The 16745-nt window shown below is 69.7% G+C and carries 15 protein-coding genes, 1 tRNA gene and 1 pseudogene; 7 read left to right on the plus strand and 10 right to left on the minus strand.

All coding sequences use genetic code 11. The features are described 5' to 3' along the window. Nucleotides 1–86: 86 nt before the first annotated feature. The 8 genes and pseudogenes from CEG14_RS22655 to CEG14_RS22690 all read right to left on the minus strand — a co-directional run bounded on the left by CEG14_RS22655 (nucleotide 87) and on the right by CEG14_RS22690 (nucleotide 6963). Complete coding sequence (locus CEG14_RS22655) at nucleotides 87–866, minus strand: CPBP family glutamic-type intramembrane protease (protein WP_094828677.1); 780 nt, start codon at nucleotides 864–866, stop codon at nucleotides 87–89. Beyond that, on the minus strand, nucleotides 863–1459 hold the full coding sequence (pth, locus tag CEG14_RS22660; protein WP_094828678.1) for an aminoacyl-tRNA hydrolase: 597 nt from the start codon (nucleotides 1457–1459) through the stop codon (nucleotides 863–865). Before pth ends, CEG14_RS22655 begins: the two co-directional genes overlap by 4 nt. 102 nt (nucleotides 1460–1561) lie before the next feature. Next, complete coding sequence (locus tag CEG14_RS22665; protein WP_094828679.1) at nucleotides 1562–2167, minus strand: 50S ribosomal protein L25/general stress protein Ctc; 606 nt, start codon at nucleotides 2165–2167, stop codon at nucleotides 1562–1564. A gap of 174 nt (nucleotides 2168–2341) precedes the next feature. Next, entirely contained in the window at nucleotides 2342–3292 is a 951-nt protein-coding gene (locus tag CEG14_RS22670; protein WP_176461546.1) for a ribose-phosphate pyrophosphokinase, read from the minus strand. 157 nt (nucleotides 3293–3449) lie between these two features. Further along, nucleotides 3450–3526, minus strand: a tRNA-Gln gene (locus tag CEG14_RS22675). A gap of 1 nt (nucleotide 3527) precedes the next feature. Next, nucleotides 3528–4427, minus strand: a complete 900-nt coding sequence (ispE, locus tag CEG14_RS22680; protein WP_094828680.1) for a 4-(cytidine 5'-diphospho)-2-C-methyl-D-erythritol kinase — start codon at nucleotides 4425–4427, stop codon at nucleotides 3528–3530. 70 nt (nucleotides 4428–4497) lie between these two features. Beyond that, nucleotides 4498–5076 carry a lipoprotein insertase outer membrane protein LolB gene (lolB, locus tag CEG14_RS22685; RefSeq protein ID WP_094828681.1) on the minus strand — a complete coding sequence of 193 codons (579 nt, stop codon included), beginning with the start codon at nucleotides 5074–5076 and terminating at the stop codon, nucleotides 4498–4500. Further along, nucleotides 5076–6963 (minus strand): annotated as a pseudogene (locus CEG14_RS22690) (tetratricopeptide repeat protein). Before CEG14_RS22690 ends, lolB begins: the two are co-directional and overlap by 1 nt. Between CEG14_RS22690 and mutM the strand changes: the two are divergent. From mutM to CEG14_RS22715, 5 genes are all read left to right on the plus strand, one after another. Beyond that, nucleotides 6962–7789 carry a bifunctional DNA-formamidopyrimidine glycosylase/DNA-(apurinic or apyrimidinic site) lyase gene (mutM, locus tag CEG14_RS22695; RefSeq protein ID WP_094828682.1) on the plus strand — a complete coding sequence of 276 codons (828 nt, stop codon included), beginning with the start codon at nucleotides 6962–6964 and terminating at the stop codon, nucleotides 7787–7789. The pseudogene CEG14_RS22690 and the gene mutM overlap by 2 nt on opposite strands. Before the next feature lie 104 nt (nucleotides 7790–7893). Next, nucleotides 7894–8847: an MBL fold metallo-hydrolase gene (locus CEG14_RS22700; protein ID WP_094828683.1), complete on the plus strand. Its 954-nt coding sequence runs from the start codon at nucleotides 7894–7896 to the stop codon at nucleotides 8845–8847. Between the two features lie 160 nt (nucleotides 8848–9007). Next, nucleotides 9008–10690: an FAD-dependent oxidoreductase gene (locus CEG14_RS22705; protein WP_094828684.1), complete on the plus strand. Its 1683-nt coding sequence runs from the start codon at nucleotides 9008–9010 to the stop codon at nucleotides 10688–10690. Nucleotides 10691–10698: 8 nt separating this feature from the next. After that, on the plus strand, nucleotides 10699–10914 hold the full coding sequence (locus CEG14_RS22710; RefSeq protein WP_094828685.1) for a DUF2783 domain-containing protein: 216 nt from the start codon (nucleotides 10699–10701) through the stop codon (nucleotides 10912–10914). Nucleotides 10915–10952: 38 nt separating this feature from the next. Beyond that, a complete protein-coding gene (locus CEG14_RS22715) occupies nucleotides 10953–12290 on the plus strand; it encodes a hypothetical protein (RefSeq protein WP_094828686.1) in 1338 nt (445 codons plus the stop codon). Between the two features lie 27 nt (nucleotides 12291–12317). On the opposite strand, the gene CEG14_RS22720 is transcribed toward CEG14_RS22715, so the two are convergent. Beyond that, nucleotides 12318–12692: a hypothetical protein gene (locus CEG14_RS22720; RefSeq protein WP_141243378.1), complete on the minus strand. Its 375-nt coding sequence runs from the start codon at nucleotides 12690–12692 to the stop codon at nucleotides 12318–12320. A 213-nt stretch (nucleotides 12693–12905) separates the two neighbouring features. After that, entirely contained in the window at nucleotides 12906–13817 is a 912-nt protein-coding gene (locus CEG14_RS22725) for a LysR family transcriptional regulator (protein WP_094828688.1), read from the minus strand. A gap of 154 nt (nucleotides 13818–13971) precedes the next feature. Between CEG14_RS22725 and hmgA the strand changes: the two genes are divergently transcribed. Further along, nucleotides 13972–15270: a homogentisate 1,2-dioxygenase gene (gene hmgA, locus CEG14_RS22730; RefSeq protein WP_094828689.1), complete on the plus strand. Its 1299-nt coding sequence runs from the start codon at nucleotides 13972–13974 to the stop codon at nucleotides 15268–15270. 122 nt (nucleotides 15271–15392) lie between these two features. After that, nucleotides 15393–16718 (plus strand): fumarylacetoacetase, encoded by a 1326-nt coding sequence (gene fahA, locus CEG14_RS22735; RefSeq protein WP_094828690.1) that lies wholly within the window; start codon nucleotides 15393–15395, stop codon nucleotides 16716–16718. Nucleotides 16719–16745: the final 27 nt, after the last annotated feature.

Genomic DNA, 16745 nt, shown 5'->3' on the forward strand with positions numbered 1-16745 from the left:
CAGTACCCCGGTCTTGCTGGCGCAGCGGTATCCGCCGGCCTCGCCGGACGCCGCCGGCGGGGCCCGCCCGGCCAGCGCGGGCGTTCTCAGGTGGCCGCTTCCGGCAACACCTTCATCAGGCCCCAGATCAGCAGGATCGGGCCGGTATTGAAAAAAGCATGCAGCATGATGGCCGCGCCGATGCCGCGGCGCATGCGCATCCAGCCCAGCACCAGCCCCGTGAGCCATTGCGGCAGCACGAGCGCGGGCATCAGCCACCAGGGCATCTGGCTGAACTTGAAGTTGCTCAGGTGCACGGCGGCGAACGCCAGCGCGCTGAGATGGAAGAACCAACCAAAATACTGCACGTACCAGCGGCGCCAGCGCGTGTTCCAGCCGCGCAGCTTCGCGGCGCCGGCGCGCAGCGGCCAGGCGGCCAGCACGACCAGGCCGACCACGGTGATCACGACCCAGGTCTTGGGGCCGTTGATCACCACCGCCACCATCACCGGCACCAGCCAGAGCGCCTGCAGGGGCCGGCGCAGGCCGTAGCGGAACAGCATTTCCTCGACCAGCGGCGCCCAGAAGATCGCGGCCAGCCACGGGATGTTGTTCGGGTCGAGGCGGTGCATCGCGCCGCCGGCGCCCGCCGCGGCCACCGCGATGGGGCCCAGCACGAACAGGTTGATGAGCCACAGCAGCGCGGCCCAGGCGAGGATGCGGCCCGGACGCACGCCGGGCCAGATGTCGCGTTCGAGCCCGCTGCCGGCGCGGCGCGGACCCAGGCGGCCGCGCGGCGTGGGCGCGCGCAGGTAGCGCCACCAGTCGGCGATCTCCTGGCGCAGCGTGAGCGGGCCGGGCCGCGGCAGGGGCGCGCGCCGCGTCACGCGGGGTTTCCGCCGTGCAGCTGGCGCGTGGCCTGGGCGAAGTCGCCGCGCAGCATCGCGGGCACCACGGCGCGCGAGCGGCTGATGACGTCGTCGATGCCGCCCTGCTCCTCGCGGCGCGGCGGATGCAGCACGAAGTCGGCCACCTGCTGTTGCAGGCCGAGCGTGCGCGGATGGCCGATGCCGATGCGCAGGCGCCAGAAGTTCGGGCTGCCGAGCGCGGCCTGGATGTCTTTCAGGCCGTTGTGGCCGGCGTGGCCGCCGCCCTGCTTGAGCTTGGCCTGGCCGGGCAGCAGGTCGAGTTCGTCGTGCAGCACCAGCACCTCTTCCGGCGCGACCTTGTAGAAGCGCGCGAGCGCGCCCACGGCCTGGCCGGAGCGGTTCATGTAGGTGATGGGCTTGAGCAGCAGCACGTTCTCGCCGTCGACGCGCGCCTTCGCCACGAAGCCCGAGAAGCCTTTCTCGAGATTGAAGGTGGCGCGCAGGTCATCGGCCAGGTGGTCGGCGAGCCAGAATCCCGCGTTGTGGCGGGTGGCTTCGTACTCGGGGCCGGGATTGCCCAGCCCGACGATCAAACGTATGGGTGCAGACATGATGCGTGTGTTTAGAACACAAAAAACCCTGCGCGTGCAACCGCAGGCGCAGGGTCTGTGCGGGGCGCAACCCCGCGTGCCCGGGACGAGCCCGGGGCAGCCTTAGGCAGCCGGAGCTTCGGCGTCGCCTTCGTCGGCGGCAGGGCCGCCCTTCGACACGGCCGACACGATGACGGGGTCATCCGAGCCGTGCGAGGTGAAGGTCACGCCCAGCGGCAGCTTGACGGCCGACAGGTGCACCACGCCGCCACCCAGCAGATCCTTCAGATCCACTTCGATGAATTGCGGCAGGTTGGCGGGCAGGCAGGTCACTTCGACTTCGGTGATCGGGTGCGAAATGATGTTGCCCGACAGCTTCACGGCCGGCGAGATGTCGGCGTTGATGAAGTGCAGCGGCACCTTGGTGTGCAGGGCCTGGTTGGCGTCCACGCGCTGGAAGTCCACGTGCAGGACTTGTTGCTTGTAGGCGTGCCATTGCACCGAGCGCAGCAGGACTTGTTCGCTCTTGCTGCCTTCGATCGCCATGGTCAGGATCGAAGCGTGGAATTCTTCCTTGCGCAGGGCGTGGAAGATTTCGTTGTGGTCGAGCTCGATGTTCAGGGGGGCAGCCGTACCGCCGTAAACGATGGCGGGAACGCGACCCTCGCGGCGCAGGCGGCGGCTCGCACTCGTACCCTGGACGCTACGCGAAGTGGCATTGAATTTCATGGAAAACTCCAAACAGTCTGGCGGCAGGACCGCCACGTAAATTCACGCCGCACAACATGCGCGGCGTGTGATCCGCCTGCTGCCGCGACCAGCAACAGGCAAATGGGGGCTGTGGCGCGCAGCCGGGAGCGGATCGGATCCGCCCCGCGCGGCGTCGCGCCGGGGTCGTTCGCCTCAGTCGGCGAACAGCGAGCTGACCGATTCCGCGTTCGAGATACGCAGGATGGTTTCGCCCAGCAGTGCCGCGCACGATAGCTGGCGGATCTTGCCGCAAGCCTGGCCCGCTTCGGACAGCGGGATCGTGTCGGTCACCACGAGCTCGTCCAGGGACGAGGCTTCGATGCGTTCGATGGCGCCACCGGACAGGACCGGGTGCGTGCAGTATGCGTAGACGGCGCCGGCGCCGCGCTCTTTCAGGGCCTGGGCCGCCTTGCACAGCGTGCCGGCCGTATCGACCATGTCGTCCATGATGATACAGGTGCGTCCGTCGACCTCACCGATGATGTTCATCACTTCGGAGACGTTGGCGCGGGGACGGCGCTTGTCGATGATGGCCAGGTCGGCTTCGAGCTGCTTGGCCAGCGCACGCGCACGGACCACGCCGCCGATGTCGGGCGACACCACGACCAGGTTCGAGAAATTGCGGCGCCAGATGTCGCCCAGCAAGATCGGACCTGCGTAGATGTTGTCGACCGGGATGTCGAAGAAACCCTGGATCTGGTCGGCGTGGAGGTCCATGGTGAGGACGCGGTCGACGCCGGCCACTTGCAGCATGTTGGCCACGACCTTGGCCGAGATGGCCACGCGCGCCGAACGCGGGCGGCGATCCTGGCGGGCATAGCCGAAATACGGGATGGCGGCGGTGATGCGGCCGGCCGACGCGCGGCGCAGGGCATCGACCATCACCATGATTTCCATCAGGTTGTCGTTGGTCGGGGCGCAGGTGGGCTGCAGGACGAAGACATCCTTGCCGCGCACGTTTTCGTTGATCTCGACCATCACTTCACCATCCGAGAAGCGACCCACGGTCATCTTGCCGAGGGACATGTCGAGATGGTTGACTACGTCCACGGCCAGGCGGGTGTTCGCCGTGCCCGTGAAAATCATGAAGCTATCGTTTGCCATGATGCAGGTGATGGTCGTTTGAAACAACGAGGCACTAGGCCAGGGGCGGCACCGGAATGCCTGACCCGCTTGCGCAGACCCCGAAAAACAAAAAAGCCGCTGAACTGGTGCCGGTGTCTGACGGGCTCATGTTCAACAGCTTTTTTATGTATTGGTTTGGCTGGGGAGGAAGGATTCGAACCTTCGCATGCCGGAATCAAAATCCGGTGCCTTAACCAGCTTGGCGACTCCCCAACTAGCTTTCAATCCAGTTCCGCAACGGGTGTTCTGTCAATCCGGCAACTGCCTTCACTAACCGAAACCCGGGATGCGTTTGGCTGATTGTTTTATCAGCGCCGCGCATTGTAGCGGTAATTTTCTGTTCTGCCAAAACGGCTTCGGAGATTTCCGGGAATTCAGCGTAAAGACACGCTCCAGACCCTGACATGCGCGCCCGGATTCCCAGGTTTGCAAGCCACCGTACCGCCCCCGACACTGCCGGGAATTTCCGGAAAACCACCGCTTCCATATCATTCTTTCCGAAGAAAGAATTAGGCGAAGCAAGAAAGTCCGTTATTGTGACGTGCTTTGAATCCCTTGTCAAATCCTCTGCCGAAAAAATTGCAGCGGTGGGCACGCTCGCGTCGGGCTGGGCGATCAGATAGGCGGCGGGCGGCAGGGCCAGGGCCTGCAGTTCTTCGCCCACGCCCTCGGCAAACGCCGACTGGCCGAACACTAACACGGGCACGTCGGCGCCCAGCGGCAGCGCGAGCGCCATGAGGTCGCGGCGCGACAGGCCGGTGCCCCACAGGCGATTCAGCGCGATCAGCGTGGTGGCCGCGTCGCTCGAACCCCCGCCCAGGCCGCCCCCCTGCGGAATGCGCTTCTCGAGCCCGATGCGGGCGCCCTGCGTCGTGCCGGTGGCGGCCTGCAGTGCGCGCGCGGCGCGCACGACCAGATCCTGCTCGGGGGGCACGCCGGGCAGCGCGTAGGCGCGCTCGATGCGGCCATCGGCGCGCGCCTCGAAATGCAGGGTGTCGGCCAGGTCGACGAAACGGAACGCCGTCTGCAGCAGGTGATAGCCATCGGGCCGGCGCCCCACCACGTGCAGGAACAGATTGATCTTGGCGGGAGCGGGTACGTCGTAGAGCGTCACGGGAAAGACACGGAAGAAAGGTTGCGCCGGAAACGATCGGGGCGGCTCGTGCCGCCCCGTGGGATGCCGGTCAGGGCTGGTTGACCACCAGCCGCACGATGATGCGCCGTCCGGGCTCCTGGCGCTCCAGCACCAGCAGCTGCGGGCCGAGCGTGTCGTAGCGCGACAGGCGGGCGGCCCAGCCGCCCTGCTCGAAGGACGCGGGACGCCCGAGCTCGTCGCGCTGCACGTTTTCGGCGGGCGCGGTGTCTGTGGCCAGTTGCCCGCGCAACCAGCTGCGCAGGCCCGAGACCGGCACCGGGCTGCCCAGCGCATCTTCGGCCAGGGCATCCGGGTTGGGCGCCTGCAGCGTGGTGCCGTTGGCGCGCGTGAGCGTGGCCACGCCGGGCGAGCCCTGCACGCGCGCCTCGATCGAGCCAAGCGGGTTGGTGAGGTCGAGCACGTATTCGCGGCCGGTGTCCTGCCAGGTGAAGCCGCCCTGCACCGCCTGCTGCCTGCCGTCGGACTCGGTGGCCGTAATGGCGAAGCGGCCGGCGCGCGAGAACGCGTCGCCCTTGGGGGCTTCGGCCTCGGGCAGCGAGGTGCAGCCGGCGATCACGCCGACCACCAGCACGGCCGCGGCGGCGCGCAGGCGCGAGAGGCCGGCCATCACGGCTTGACCCCGAGACGCTCGAGCGTCTCGAGCACGGTGCGGTTCTTCGGATCTTTCTTGTAGCCGGCGCGCAGCAGTTCAGTGGCGCGGTCGCGCTGACCCTGCTTCCAGAGCACTTCGGCCAGGTGCGCGGCGATGTCGGCCTCGGGGCGCTGCAGGTAGGCGCGCTTGAGATACTCGGCGGCGGCGGGCAGGTCGCCCATGCGGTACTTGACCCAGCCCATGCTGTCGAGGATGAACGGATCCTCGGGCGCGAGCTCGAGCGCCTGGGTGATCAGGTCGAGCGCCTCGGGCAGGCGCTGGCCGCGATCGGCCAGCGTGTAGCCCAGCGCGTTGTAGGCGTGCGCATGCTCGGGATCGAGGGCGATCACCTGGCGCAGCAGGCGTTCGAGCTGATCCACCTTGCCGACGCGCTCGTACAGCATCGCGAGCTCGTACTTGATCTCGACCGTGTCGGGCATCTGCTGGTCGGCCTTGGCCAGCATGGCGATGGCCTGGTCGACGCGGTCGGCGTCGCGCAGGATCTGCGCCTTGGTGAGAATGCCCAGCACCTGTTCTTCTTCGTCTTGCGCACCGGCGGCGTCGATCAGGCCCAGCGCGTCGTCGATGCGGCCCTGGCGGGCGCGCAGCGACGCCTGCCGCATGTGGGCCTGGAAGCGCATCGACGCGTCGTCGATGCGGCCCAGCTCGGCGATGGCGTCGTCGTAGCGGCCCTGGTCTTCGGCGATGCGCGAGAGCAGCACGTGGGCGTCGGCCGCGGCCGCGCCGGCATCGGTGGCGCCGGGCGCGGTGGCCTGCTGGCGCTGGTTCTGCACGTCGAGATACTGCTGCAGCAGGGCGCGCGCCTGGTTCAGGTTGCCGGCCTTGTAGGCCAGCTGCGCCTGCATGAACAGCAGATCGAAATCCTCGGGCGAGCGGCGCGACATGGCCTGCAGCTCGGCCTGGGCGGCGTCGTACTCGCCGCGCTCGGCGAGCTGGCCGGCCAGCATCAGGCGGACCTTGCGGGCGTTCGGGTTGCGGGCGATGAAGGCGCGCGCCTGCTCTTCGGCGCGCTGCGGATCGACCTTGCTGCCGTATTCGAGCACGCGCTGCGCGGCCGGCTCGGAGCGCGGGTCGGCGGCCAGCGCGGCGCGCGATTCGGTGAAGGCGCGCTCGTAGTCGCCGGCGGCCTGGGCCACGTCGGCCAGGGCCAGGCGGGCGACCGGCAGCTTGCGCACGTTGTCGGACAGCGCTTCGTCGAGGATGCGCAGGGCCAGGCGGCGGTCGTTGAGCCGGCTCAGCACGCCCATGGCCTGCGCGATGGCGCCGGCCTTGTCAGGCGTGGCGTCGATGCGCTTGCGCAGCGCCTCGGCCAGGCCCTTGGTCTGGCCGTTGGCCGCGGCCAGGGCCAGCTCGGTGGAGCTGGCTTCGATGTCGTTGGGCGCGAGGCGCGACCAGATGCGCGCGGCCTCCAGGGCGCCCGGCAGGTTGCCGCCGGCGAGCTGGAACTCGAGCCCGCGGCGCGCCAGGCGCGGATCGCTGGTTTCGCGCGAGAGGTTGACCAGCGTGGCCGCGGCGCTGCCGTACATGCCCCGCTGCGCGGCGATCTCGGCCGCCAGCACGCGATAGAAGATGTCGCCGGTCAGGTTGACCAGCGGCAATTGACCCGGACGGAGGTGGATCACCTCGGTTTCGGGCTGGCGCTGCTGAGGCACCAGTCGCGGCCCGGTGGCGTCTTTGGGACGCACGTCGGCGGCGAGGGCGGGGACCGCCTGCAAACCTGCCAGCACCAGGGCCAGCGAGGCCAATCGGAGATTAATGTGTTTGAGCGACAACTTCACGCGGCCCGTCCGGTTGGTGGCACAATCTTTCGTACACGTAATTGCTGATCTTACACTGGCTCATGCCGGAACTGCCTGAAGTGGAAACCACGCGTCGAGGAATCGACGCCGTCATCACCGGCCAGACCCTGCGCCATCTCGTGGTTCGCGAACCCCGCATGCGCTGGCCCGTCCCGCCCGAACTCCCTGCCCTGCTCACCGACCGGGTCGTGCTCGAATGCGCGCGCCGCGGCAAATACCTGCTGCTGCGCTTCGAACACGGCATCCAGTTGGTGCATCTGGGCATGTCGGGCTCGTTGCGCCGCGTGCCGCTGGATGAGGCGCCGCGCAAGCACGATCATGTCGACTGGGTGTTCGATCACGCCATCCTGCGCCTGCACGACCCGCGCCGTTTTGGTGCAGTACTGTGGCATCCGGCGCAGGACGGCCCGATCGAGGCCCATCCGCTTCTGACCAGCCTGGGCATCGAACCGTTCGATCCGCGCTTCGACGGCAAGTGGCTGCACGATCAATTCCGTGGCCGCGCCATGGCGGTCAAGCAGGCGCTGCTGGCCGGCAGCGCGGTGGTCGGGGTGGGCAATATCTACGCATCCGAGAGCCTGTTCCGCGCCGGCATCGACCCGCGCCTGGCGGCGGGCAAGGTCTCGCGCCCGCGCTGCGACAAGCTCGCGGCCGCCATCCGGGCCACCCTCACCGACGCGCTCGACTCCGGCGGCAGCACGCTGCGCGACTACGTCGGGGCGAGCGGCGAGCCGGGCGCCTACTTCACGATCCACGCCGCCGTGTACGAGCGCGCGGGCCAGCCCTGCCGGGTCTGCGGGACCCCGATCCGGCGCATCGTCCAGGGCCAGCGGGCCACCTATTTCTGCCCTGTCTGCCAGCGGCGCTGAGGGGCCGGATCCCTAGGGAATTCGTTTATAGCGAACGTATTGCACAAAGACTAACGCCGGGATATATTGCCTCCACACATCAGAACAACGTGGCAGGAGACCCCATGAGCAAGCAATTCGCGTCGCACGGCGACCTTCAGGACAAGGTCGTTTCGTTCGAAAAGCTGTCCGACAACGCCTATGCCTACACGGCCGAAGGCGATCCCAACACCGGCATCATCATCGGCGACGAGTCCGTGATGGTGGTCGACACCCAGGCCACCCCGGTCATGGCGCAAGACGTCATCGCCCGCGTGCGCGAGGTCACCGACAAGCCGATCCAGTACATCCTGCTGTCGCACTATCACGCCGTGCGCGTGTTCGGCGCCTCGGCCTACAACGCCCAGGAAATCCTGGCCAGCCGCGACACCTACGACCTGATCGCCGAGCGCGGCGAGCAGGACAAGGCCAGCGAGATCGGCCGCTTCCCCCGCCTGTTCCGCAACGCCGAGTCGATCCCGGCCGGCCTGGTCTGGCCCACCATGACCTTCAAGGGCGAGATGACGGTCAACCTGGGCAACCTCGAGGTCAAGCTGCTGCAGGTGGGCCGTGGCCACACCAAGGGCGACACCATCGCCTGGCTGCCCGACCAGAAGATCCTGTTCGCCGGCGACCTGGTCGAGTACCAGTCCACGCCCTACTGCGGCGACGCCTATTTCCGCCAGTGGCCCGTAACGCTCGACGCGCTCGCCGCCTTCGGTGCCGAGAAGATGGTGCCGGGCCGCGGTCCGGCGCTCAAGAGCGCCACCGAGGTGCGCCAGGGCCTGGCCGGCACGCGCGCCTTCCTGACCGATCTCTACGCCGTGGTCAATCGCGGCGTGGCCGAGGGCCTCGACCTCAAGACCATCTATCGCCAGGCCTACGACTTCATGAAGCCGCGCTACAGCGACTGGGTGATCTTCGATCACTGCATGCCGTTCAACGTGTCGCGCGCCTATGACGAAGCCACGGGCCACGACGATCCGCGCATCTGGACCGACAAGCGCGACATCGAAATGTGGAAGCAGCTCGAGGGCTGAACGCCTTCGCCGGGGCCCGGACGGGCCCCGGACCGCCGTACCGACAACATATATATAGGCAGTCCGAGGGACGGCCCCGCAGAGGGACCGCCGTCGACGACGGCCGCCCGTGCCCCGCGGCCGGGCGCACAACAGAACAAACACCACGCAGGAGACACTCGTGGGAGACATCGATTACCAGGCGCTGGAGTTCGCCTACCAGGCGCACGTCCGTAGCGACACCCCCGCCACCCATCCCGTCGTCATCGTCGGCGCGGGCCCGGTCGGCCTGACCACCGCCATCGACCTGGCGCGCCAGGGCGTGCCGGTGGTGGTGCTCGACGACGACTTCCGGCTCTCGACCGGCTCGCGCGCGATCTGCTTCGCCAAGCGCACCCTCGAAATCTGGGACCGCCTGGGCGTGGGCCAGCGCATGGTCGACAAGGGCGTGTCGTGGAACGTGGGCAAGGTGTTCTTCCGCGACCAGGAGGTGTGGCGCTTCGACCTGCTGCCCGAGTCGGGCCATCACCGGCCCGCCTTCATCAACCTGCAGCAGTACTACGCCGAGGGCTATCTGCACGAGCGCGCCTGCGCCGAGCCCAACATCACGCTGCGCTGGAAAAACCGCGTCACCGGCGTCGAGCATCACGACGACCACGTGCTGGTCACGATCGACACGCCCGACGGCCCCTACACGCTGGCCGCGCAATGGCTGATCGCCTGCGACGGCGCGCGCTCGCCGGTGCGCAAGCTGCTGGGCCAGGAAGCCCACGGCCGCGTCTTCAAAGACCGCTTCCTGATCGCGGACGTGAAGATGAGCGCGCCCTTCCCGGCCGAACGCTGGTTCTGGTTCGACCCGCCATTCCATCCCAACCAATCCGTGTTGTTGCACATGCAACCGGACAACGTCTGGCGCATCGACTTCCAGCTCGGCTGGAACGCCGACCCGGTGGAGGCGGTGAAGCCGGAGAACGTGCTGCCGCGCATCCGCGCGCTGCTCGGCGCCGACACGCAGTTCGAGCTCGAATGGGTGAGCGTGTACACCTTCGCCTGCGAACGCATGGACACCTTCCGCCACCGCCGCGTGCTGTTCGCCGGCGACTCGGCGCACCGCGTCTCGCCGTTCGGGGCGCGCGGCGCCAACAGCGGCGTGCAGGATGCGGAGAATCTCGCCTGGAAGCTGCGCCTGGTGCTGGCCGGCCAGGCACCTGAGGCCCTGCTCGACACCTACGCGGCCGAACGCGAGTTCGCCGCCGACGAGAACATCCTCAACTCTTCGCGCTCGACCGACTTCATCACGCCCAAGAGCGAGGTCAGCCGCACGTTCCGCAACGCCGTGCTCAACCTGGCGCGCGACCATGCGTTCGCGCGCACCCTGGTCAACAGCGGGCGGCTGTCGCTGCCGGCCACCTATCGCGACTCGCCGCTCAACACGCCCGATCGCGACGCTTTCACCGGCGTGATGGTGCCGGGCGCCGTGGCGGCCGACGCGCCGGTGGCGGGCGGCAACGGCAAGCCCTGGTGGCTGGAACAGCTCGACGAGGGCTTCACCGCGGTGCTGTTCTGCGGCGCGCAGGCCCCTGCGGAAGACCTGTTGCAGGCGCTGCGGCGGCGCGGCGACCAGGCGATCGCGTTGCGCACGCTGCTGGTGGCGCCGCCGGACGCCGCATGGCAGGCGCCCGCCGGCCTGTCGTGCGTGATCGATCGCGACGGGCTGCTGGCGCGCCGCTACGATGCCACGCCCGGCACCTGCTATCTGATCCGCCCGGACCAGCACGTCGCCGCACGCTGGCGTGCCCTGGACGCCGCTGCGCTCGGCGATGCGCTCGACCAGGCGCTCGCGCGCGCCACCTGCACGCACTGAGGACCGCCATGCCGCTCATCACCGCCCCCAATCTGCCCTCGCCCGATGGCTTCTACGAAGCCCTGATCGACACGCATCGCGACCTCGGCGACGCGCAGAGCCGCGAGCTCAACGCCGCGCTGATCCTGCTGCTGGCCAATCACATCGGCGACATGGCCGTGATCACCGAGGCGCTGGCGCTGGCCCGCGCCTCGGTCGCCGCGCCCGCCACGCCGGCGCAGTAAGCCGGACACGGCGCGGGCAGCGCCACCTACAATGGCGCATGACCTTGCCGCCGTTGCTCCGGACCGTGCTGCGCACGGCGCCGCGCCGCTATGCCGTGCCCGGCCTGCCCGCCGATACCGGCTCGGGCAGCCGGCCCGAGACCGCGCTGGCCGCCGCCATCGAACGCGGCCGGCTGGCGCCCGCTGACGCCGAGGCCGCGCCGGCCTTCATCGCCGCGCTCGCGCGCGTGACGCACGACGCCTGGCAACGCGACGCCGCGTTCCAGGCGGCCGTGCTGCGCCATGCCTCGCCCTCGGTGCGCGAGTACGCGTCGATCTCCGCGCAATACGCCGCCCAGGACCGCCGCAGCCTGCAGTCCGCCGTCCATGGCTTTGCCCATCCCGCCAAACTGGCGCGCCTGCCGCAGGGCGCGGCGCGCGCGGCGCTGGCGCAGCTCGCCGCCCTGCTCGACCGCGCCGACTGGCCGGGGCTCGAGCGCGCCGTGGCCCGCTTGCTCGCGGCGCCGCCGTCGGCGGATCTGCTGCCCGCGCTGGAAAGACTGCAGGCCCTGCCCGCGCTCGCGCGCCTGCGCCGCCTGGTCGAACTCGAGACAGAACCGGAAGTGGTGCGCTATCGCGCGGTGCTGGCCCTGCTCGGCCCGCGCCAGGGCAGCGACGACGCATTCGCGCAAGGCGCGGCGGCGCGCGAGCGCGGCGACTCGGCCGAGGCCGAGGCCGCCGACGCCCTGCGCGCCCTCGCCGCCCGGCTCGACCGCGCCGACGCGCCGCGGCGCTATCGCGTCGTCACGTCGTTGCGCGTGCCCGCGTCGCTGGCCAGCGACGCGGACCGCGCCAAGAGCGAATGGGATGTCGTGCTGCTGTGCCAGGCAGGCGCGGCGGCGCAGGCCTGGGACCTCTGCCTGCTGGTCGAGGTGAAGGCCTCGGCCGACGCGGCGGCCACCGACCTGCCGCGCCTGGCGCGCGGCCTGGCGGTGCTGGCTGCGGCCGATCCCGCCATGGACTACGCCTTCGCCACCACCCAGGGCACGGTGCCGATCAGCGGCGCCTCGCTGGCCGCGCTGTCGGGCGCCCTGGACGAAACGGTGCTGTACTGCTGCGGCGATGCGGCGGCGGAACAAGACGGGCGCAGCGGCGTACGCGTGCTCAGCGCGGCCGCGCGCATGCAATTGCTGTCGGCGCCGGCCACGCTCGACTACGCGGCCCGGCTCGCGGCCGGCGAGCCGCCCGATACGGCGTTGCTGGCGCCGCTGTGGACCGAGCTGCTGCATGCCCCGCGCTGGCAGCCCGTGCGGGATCAGTACGCGGTGCTGCAACGGGCCCGCGGCCTGATGGTGCACACCGCGGACCTGCGGCGCGCGATAGCAGAAACCGCGTAGAAGAAGCCGCGCCCGCTCGCCCCCGGCTCAGGCCGGGCGGCGCGTCACGATGCCGCGCTCGACCAGGCGGACCAGCAGGCGGGCGTAGCTCGGATGCGGATCGGCGGCGTTGTCGGCCAGGATGGCCACCAGCCGGGATTCGGAGGCATCGATGCGGCGGTAATGGCTGCCCTCGTCGAAGCCGTCGGGCTGGAAGGCGGCGCACAGGTCCACGATGGCCTGGTACTCGGCGAGCCGCAGCTTGTGCGACTCGCGCGCCGCCATCATGTCGGAGGTCCAGCCCACGGCGCGATCGGCCGCCGCCAGATACGCGGCGAGATCGTAGACCGGCATCCATGCCGGCCCCGTGATGCCCTCCCCCGCCTGGAACAGGTCGGACAGCGTCATATGCGGATGCGTCATCTGCGGCATTCTCCGTCGCGTAGAGGGCGGCGCCCGGCCGGCGCCGGCCCGTAGACCGCGCCCGCCCGAGGGCGGCCACGGCCAGCCCAGTGTACGGGGCTTCGCCGGGTGGCGGACGATGGCGGCCCGCCTTTTTTCGGCCGCCCGGGACTGCGCCGCGGCGCCCGCCAGCGTCAGCCACGTGCCGCCGCGCCCGGCGCCGCCCGATCGCCCTCAGATCCGGTCGGCGAAGGTCTCCACGATCAGGCCGCGCAGCCACAGATTGCCGCCGTCGCGCTGCAAGCGCCGGTGCCAGTACAGATTGGTCTGCAGCGCCGGCACGCGCACCGGCGGCGTCAGCACCTGCAGGCCGAAATGCGGCGCGGCGCTCGCCGCCAGCTTCTGCGGCACCGTGGCCAACAGGTCGGTGGTGCTCACGATATAGGGCACGGCCGCGAAATGCGGCACGCTGAAGTGCGCGTCCAGCCGCACCCCGGCGCGTTCCAGCGACTGGTTCACCTGCCCGTAGGGCGCGGCGCGCGACACCACCAGGTGCCGCTCGGCGCGGAAGGCCTTCAGGCTCATGCCCGCGCGCGCGCTCGGATGGCCGGCGCGGAACAGCGTGGCATAGCCCTGGCGGAACAGCATGCGCTGGACCACGCCGCCGGCGAGGTCGTCGAAGGCGCCGACCGCCAGATCGACGCGCCCGCCGTCGAGCTCGCGCTGCAGGTCGGCGCCCTGCAGCCGCAACGAGTCGATCCGCACGCCCGGCGCCACCCGCGCGCAGGCCTCCATCAGCGAGGGCATGAAGTGGATCTCGCCCACGTCCGACATCGCGATGCGGAAGCGCCGCGTGCTCGCGGCCGGCACAAAGCGCTCGTCCGACTCGTCCACCATGTGCGCGAGCAGGTCGAGCGCCTCGCTCACCGGGCCGGCCATGCGCTCGGCACGCGGCGTGGGCTGCATGCCCTGGCCGGTGCGCACGAACAGCTCGTCGCCGAAGGTCGTGCGCAGGCGCCGCAGCGCGTTGCTGACCGCCGGCTGCGACAGGTCGAGCTTGCGCGCCACCGCGGAAATGCTGCGCTCCTGCAGCAGGTGCTGCAGGATCACCAGCAGGTTGAGGTCGAGCGAGCGCAGGTCGGTCATGGCCCAATATTCATAGCGTGAATAATCTGTATTTATACATTCCCGTATCCATCGCTGGGAAATGTGCGCAGAATGACGCATGGCTCGTGCATCCCTGCGCGGCCGAATAAAACCACCCGGCCAGCGCCATCGCCGCTGCCGCCAGGAGACAACCATGCCCCTGCAATACCAATCCGGCTTCGGCAACGCCTGTGCGACCGAAGCGCTGCCCGGCGCCCTGCCGCAAGGCCGCAACTCGCCGCAGCAGTGCCCCTATGGCCTCTATGCCGAGCAATTGTCGGGCTCGGCCTTCACCGCGCCGCGCGCGGAAAACCGCCGCTCCTGGCTCTACCGCATCCGGCCCGGCGTGGTGCACAAGCCGTTCGCGCCGTTCGACGGCGCGCCGCACTGGCACGGCGACTTCGGCCACGGCCCGGTCACGCCCAACCAGCTGCGCTGGAGCCCCCTGCCGCTGCCCGACGCGCCCACCGATTTCGTGGCCGGCGTGCACACCTGGGGCGGCAACGGCAGCGCCGACGAGCAGGCCGGCGTGGCGATCCACCTGTACGCCGCCAACCAGTCGATGCAGGGCCGATTCTTCTACAACGCCGACGCCGAGATGCTGATCGTGCCGCAGCAGGGTCGCCTGCGCCTGGCCACCGAGCTGGGCCTGATCGAGGTCGAGCCCTGCGAGATCGCCGTGATCCCGCGCGGCGTGCGGCTGCGCGTCGAGCTGCTCGATCCGCAGGCGCGCGGCTACCTGCTCGAGAACTTCGGCGCGCCGCTGCGCCTGCCGGAGCTCGGCCCGATCGGCTCGAACTGCCTGGCCAATGCGCGCGACTTCCTCGCGCCGGTGGCCTGGTACGAAGACGTCGAAGGCGACTTCGAACTGATCGCCAAGTTCACCGGCGGTTTCTGGCGCGCCCCGCTCACGCACTCGCCGCTCGACGTGGTGGCGTGGCACGGCACCCACGCCCCCTACAAATACGATCTGCGCCGCTTCAACACGATCGGCTCGATCAGCTACGACCACCCGGATCCCTCGATCTTCACGGTGCTGACCTCGCCGTCCGACACCCCGGGCACGGCCAACATGGACTTCGCCATCTTCCCGCCGCGCATCCTGGCGATGGAAGACACCTTCCGTCCGCCCTGGTTCCACCGCAACGTGGCCAGCGAGTTCATGGGCCTGGTGCAGGGCGTGTACGACGCCAAGGCCGAAGGCTTTGCGCCCGGCGGCGCCAGCCTGCACAACTGCATGAGCGGCCACGGCCCCGACGCCGACACCTTCGAGAAGGCCAGCGTGGCCGACACCAGCAAGCCGCACTACATCCGCGATACGATGGCCTTCATGTTCGAGACGCGCCGCGTCATCCGCCCGAGCGCGCAGGCACTGGCGTCGCCGCAATTGCAAGGCGACTACTACCAGTGCTGGCAAGGCCTGAAGAAGCATTTCAATCCCGAGCGGGCATAAGCGCCGGCCCCGATGCCGGCCGCGGCCGCCGTCCACGCGGCAATGGTCCTGCGCCATTGCCGCGTCGTCATTGGCGCCGCGCACGACCCGTTGAACCCTCCTGGAACCGAGACACTGCGACCATGACCCAACTGAACGAAACCCACGATCCCGCCCTGACCAGCTGGGTGGCCAGCGCCAACGCGCCGGCCAACGGCTTCCCGCTGCAGAACCTGCCCTTCGCCGCCTTCCGCCGCAAAGGCTCGCAGGAAGCGTTCCGCGTGGGCGTGGCCATCGGCGACGCGATCGTCGACCTCGCCGCGCTGGCCGATGCCAAGCCGGGCGCCCCGTTCGAGGGCGCCGCGCAACAGGCCTTGCAGGCCGGCCGCGAAACGCGCGTCAACGCGCTGATGGCGCTGGGCCAGCCGGCCTGGAGCGCGCTGCGCCTGGCGCTCTCGCGCGCGCTGCGCACGGGCTCGCCGCTGCAGGGCCTGATCGCGCCGCTGCTGGTGCCGCAGGCCGAGGCCGAGTTCGCCACGCCGGCGCAGATCGGCGACTACACCGACTTCTACATCTCGGTGCATCACGCCACCGCGATCGGCAAGCAGTTCCGCCCCGACAATCCCCTGCTGCCCAACTACAAGTGGGTGCCCATCGGCTATCACGGCCGCGCCTCCAGCATCGGCGTGGACCAGCAGTTTGCCCGTCCGGTCGGCCAGCAGCGTCCGGCCGCCGAAGGCGAGGCGCCGCAGTTCGGCCCCTGCAAGCGCCTGGACTACGAGCTCGAGCTGGGCGTGTTCATCGGCGCCGGCAATGCGCTGGGCGAGCGCGTCACGCTCGACCAGGCCGAGTCGCACGTGTTCGGTCTGTGCATCCTCAACGACTGGTCGGCACGCGACATCCAGGCCTGGGAGTACCAGCCGCTCGGCCCCTTCCTGTCGAAGAACTTCGCCTCCACCATCTCGCCGTGGATCGTCACGCTCGAGGCGCTGGCGCCGTTCCGCGTGGCCTACACGCGCGATGCCGCCGATCCGCAGCCGCTGCCCTACCTGTCGTCGGCCGCCAACAGCGCCGAGGGCGCGTTCGACGTGCGGATGGAAGTGCTGCTCACCACCGAACAGTCGCGCGCGCAACAACAGGCGCCGGCCAAGCTCTCGGCCAGCAACTTCCGCGACGCCTACTGGAACGTGGCCCAGCTGGTGGCGCACCACACGGTCAACGGCTGCAACCTGCAACCCGGCGACATGCTGGGCACCGGCACGCTGTCGGGCCCCAAGCCCGACGAGGCCGGCTCGCTGATCGAGCTCACCCAGGGCGGCAAGACCGAGCTGAAGCTGCCGTGGGGCGAATCGCGCCTGTTCCTGCAGGACGGCGACCAGGTCCTGATCCGCGCGCACTGCGAGAAGCCGGGCTACCCGCGCATCGCGTTCGGCCAGTGCGCCGGCACGGTGCTGCCCGCCCGCGTCTGAGCGACCGCGTCCGAGCGACCGCCTCTG

This window comes from Bordetella genomosp. 1 (assembly GCF_002261335.1).
GTDB lineage: Bacteria > Pseudomonadota > Gammaproteobacteria > Burkholderiales > Burkholderiaceae_B > Bordetella.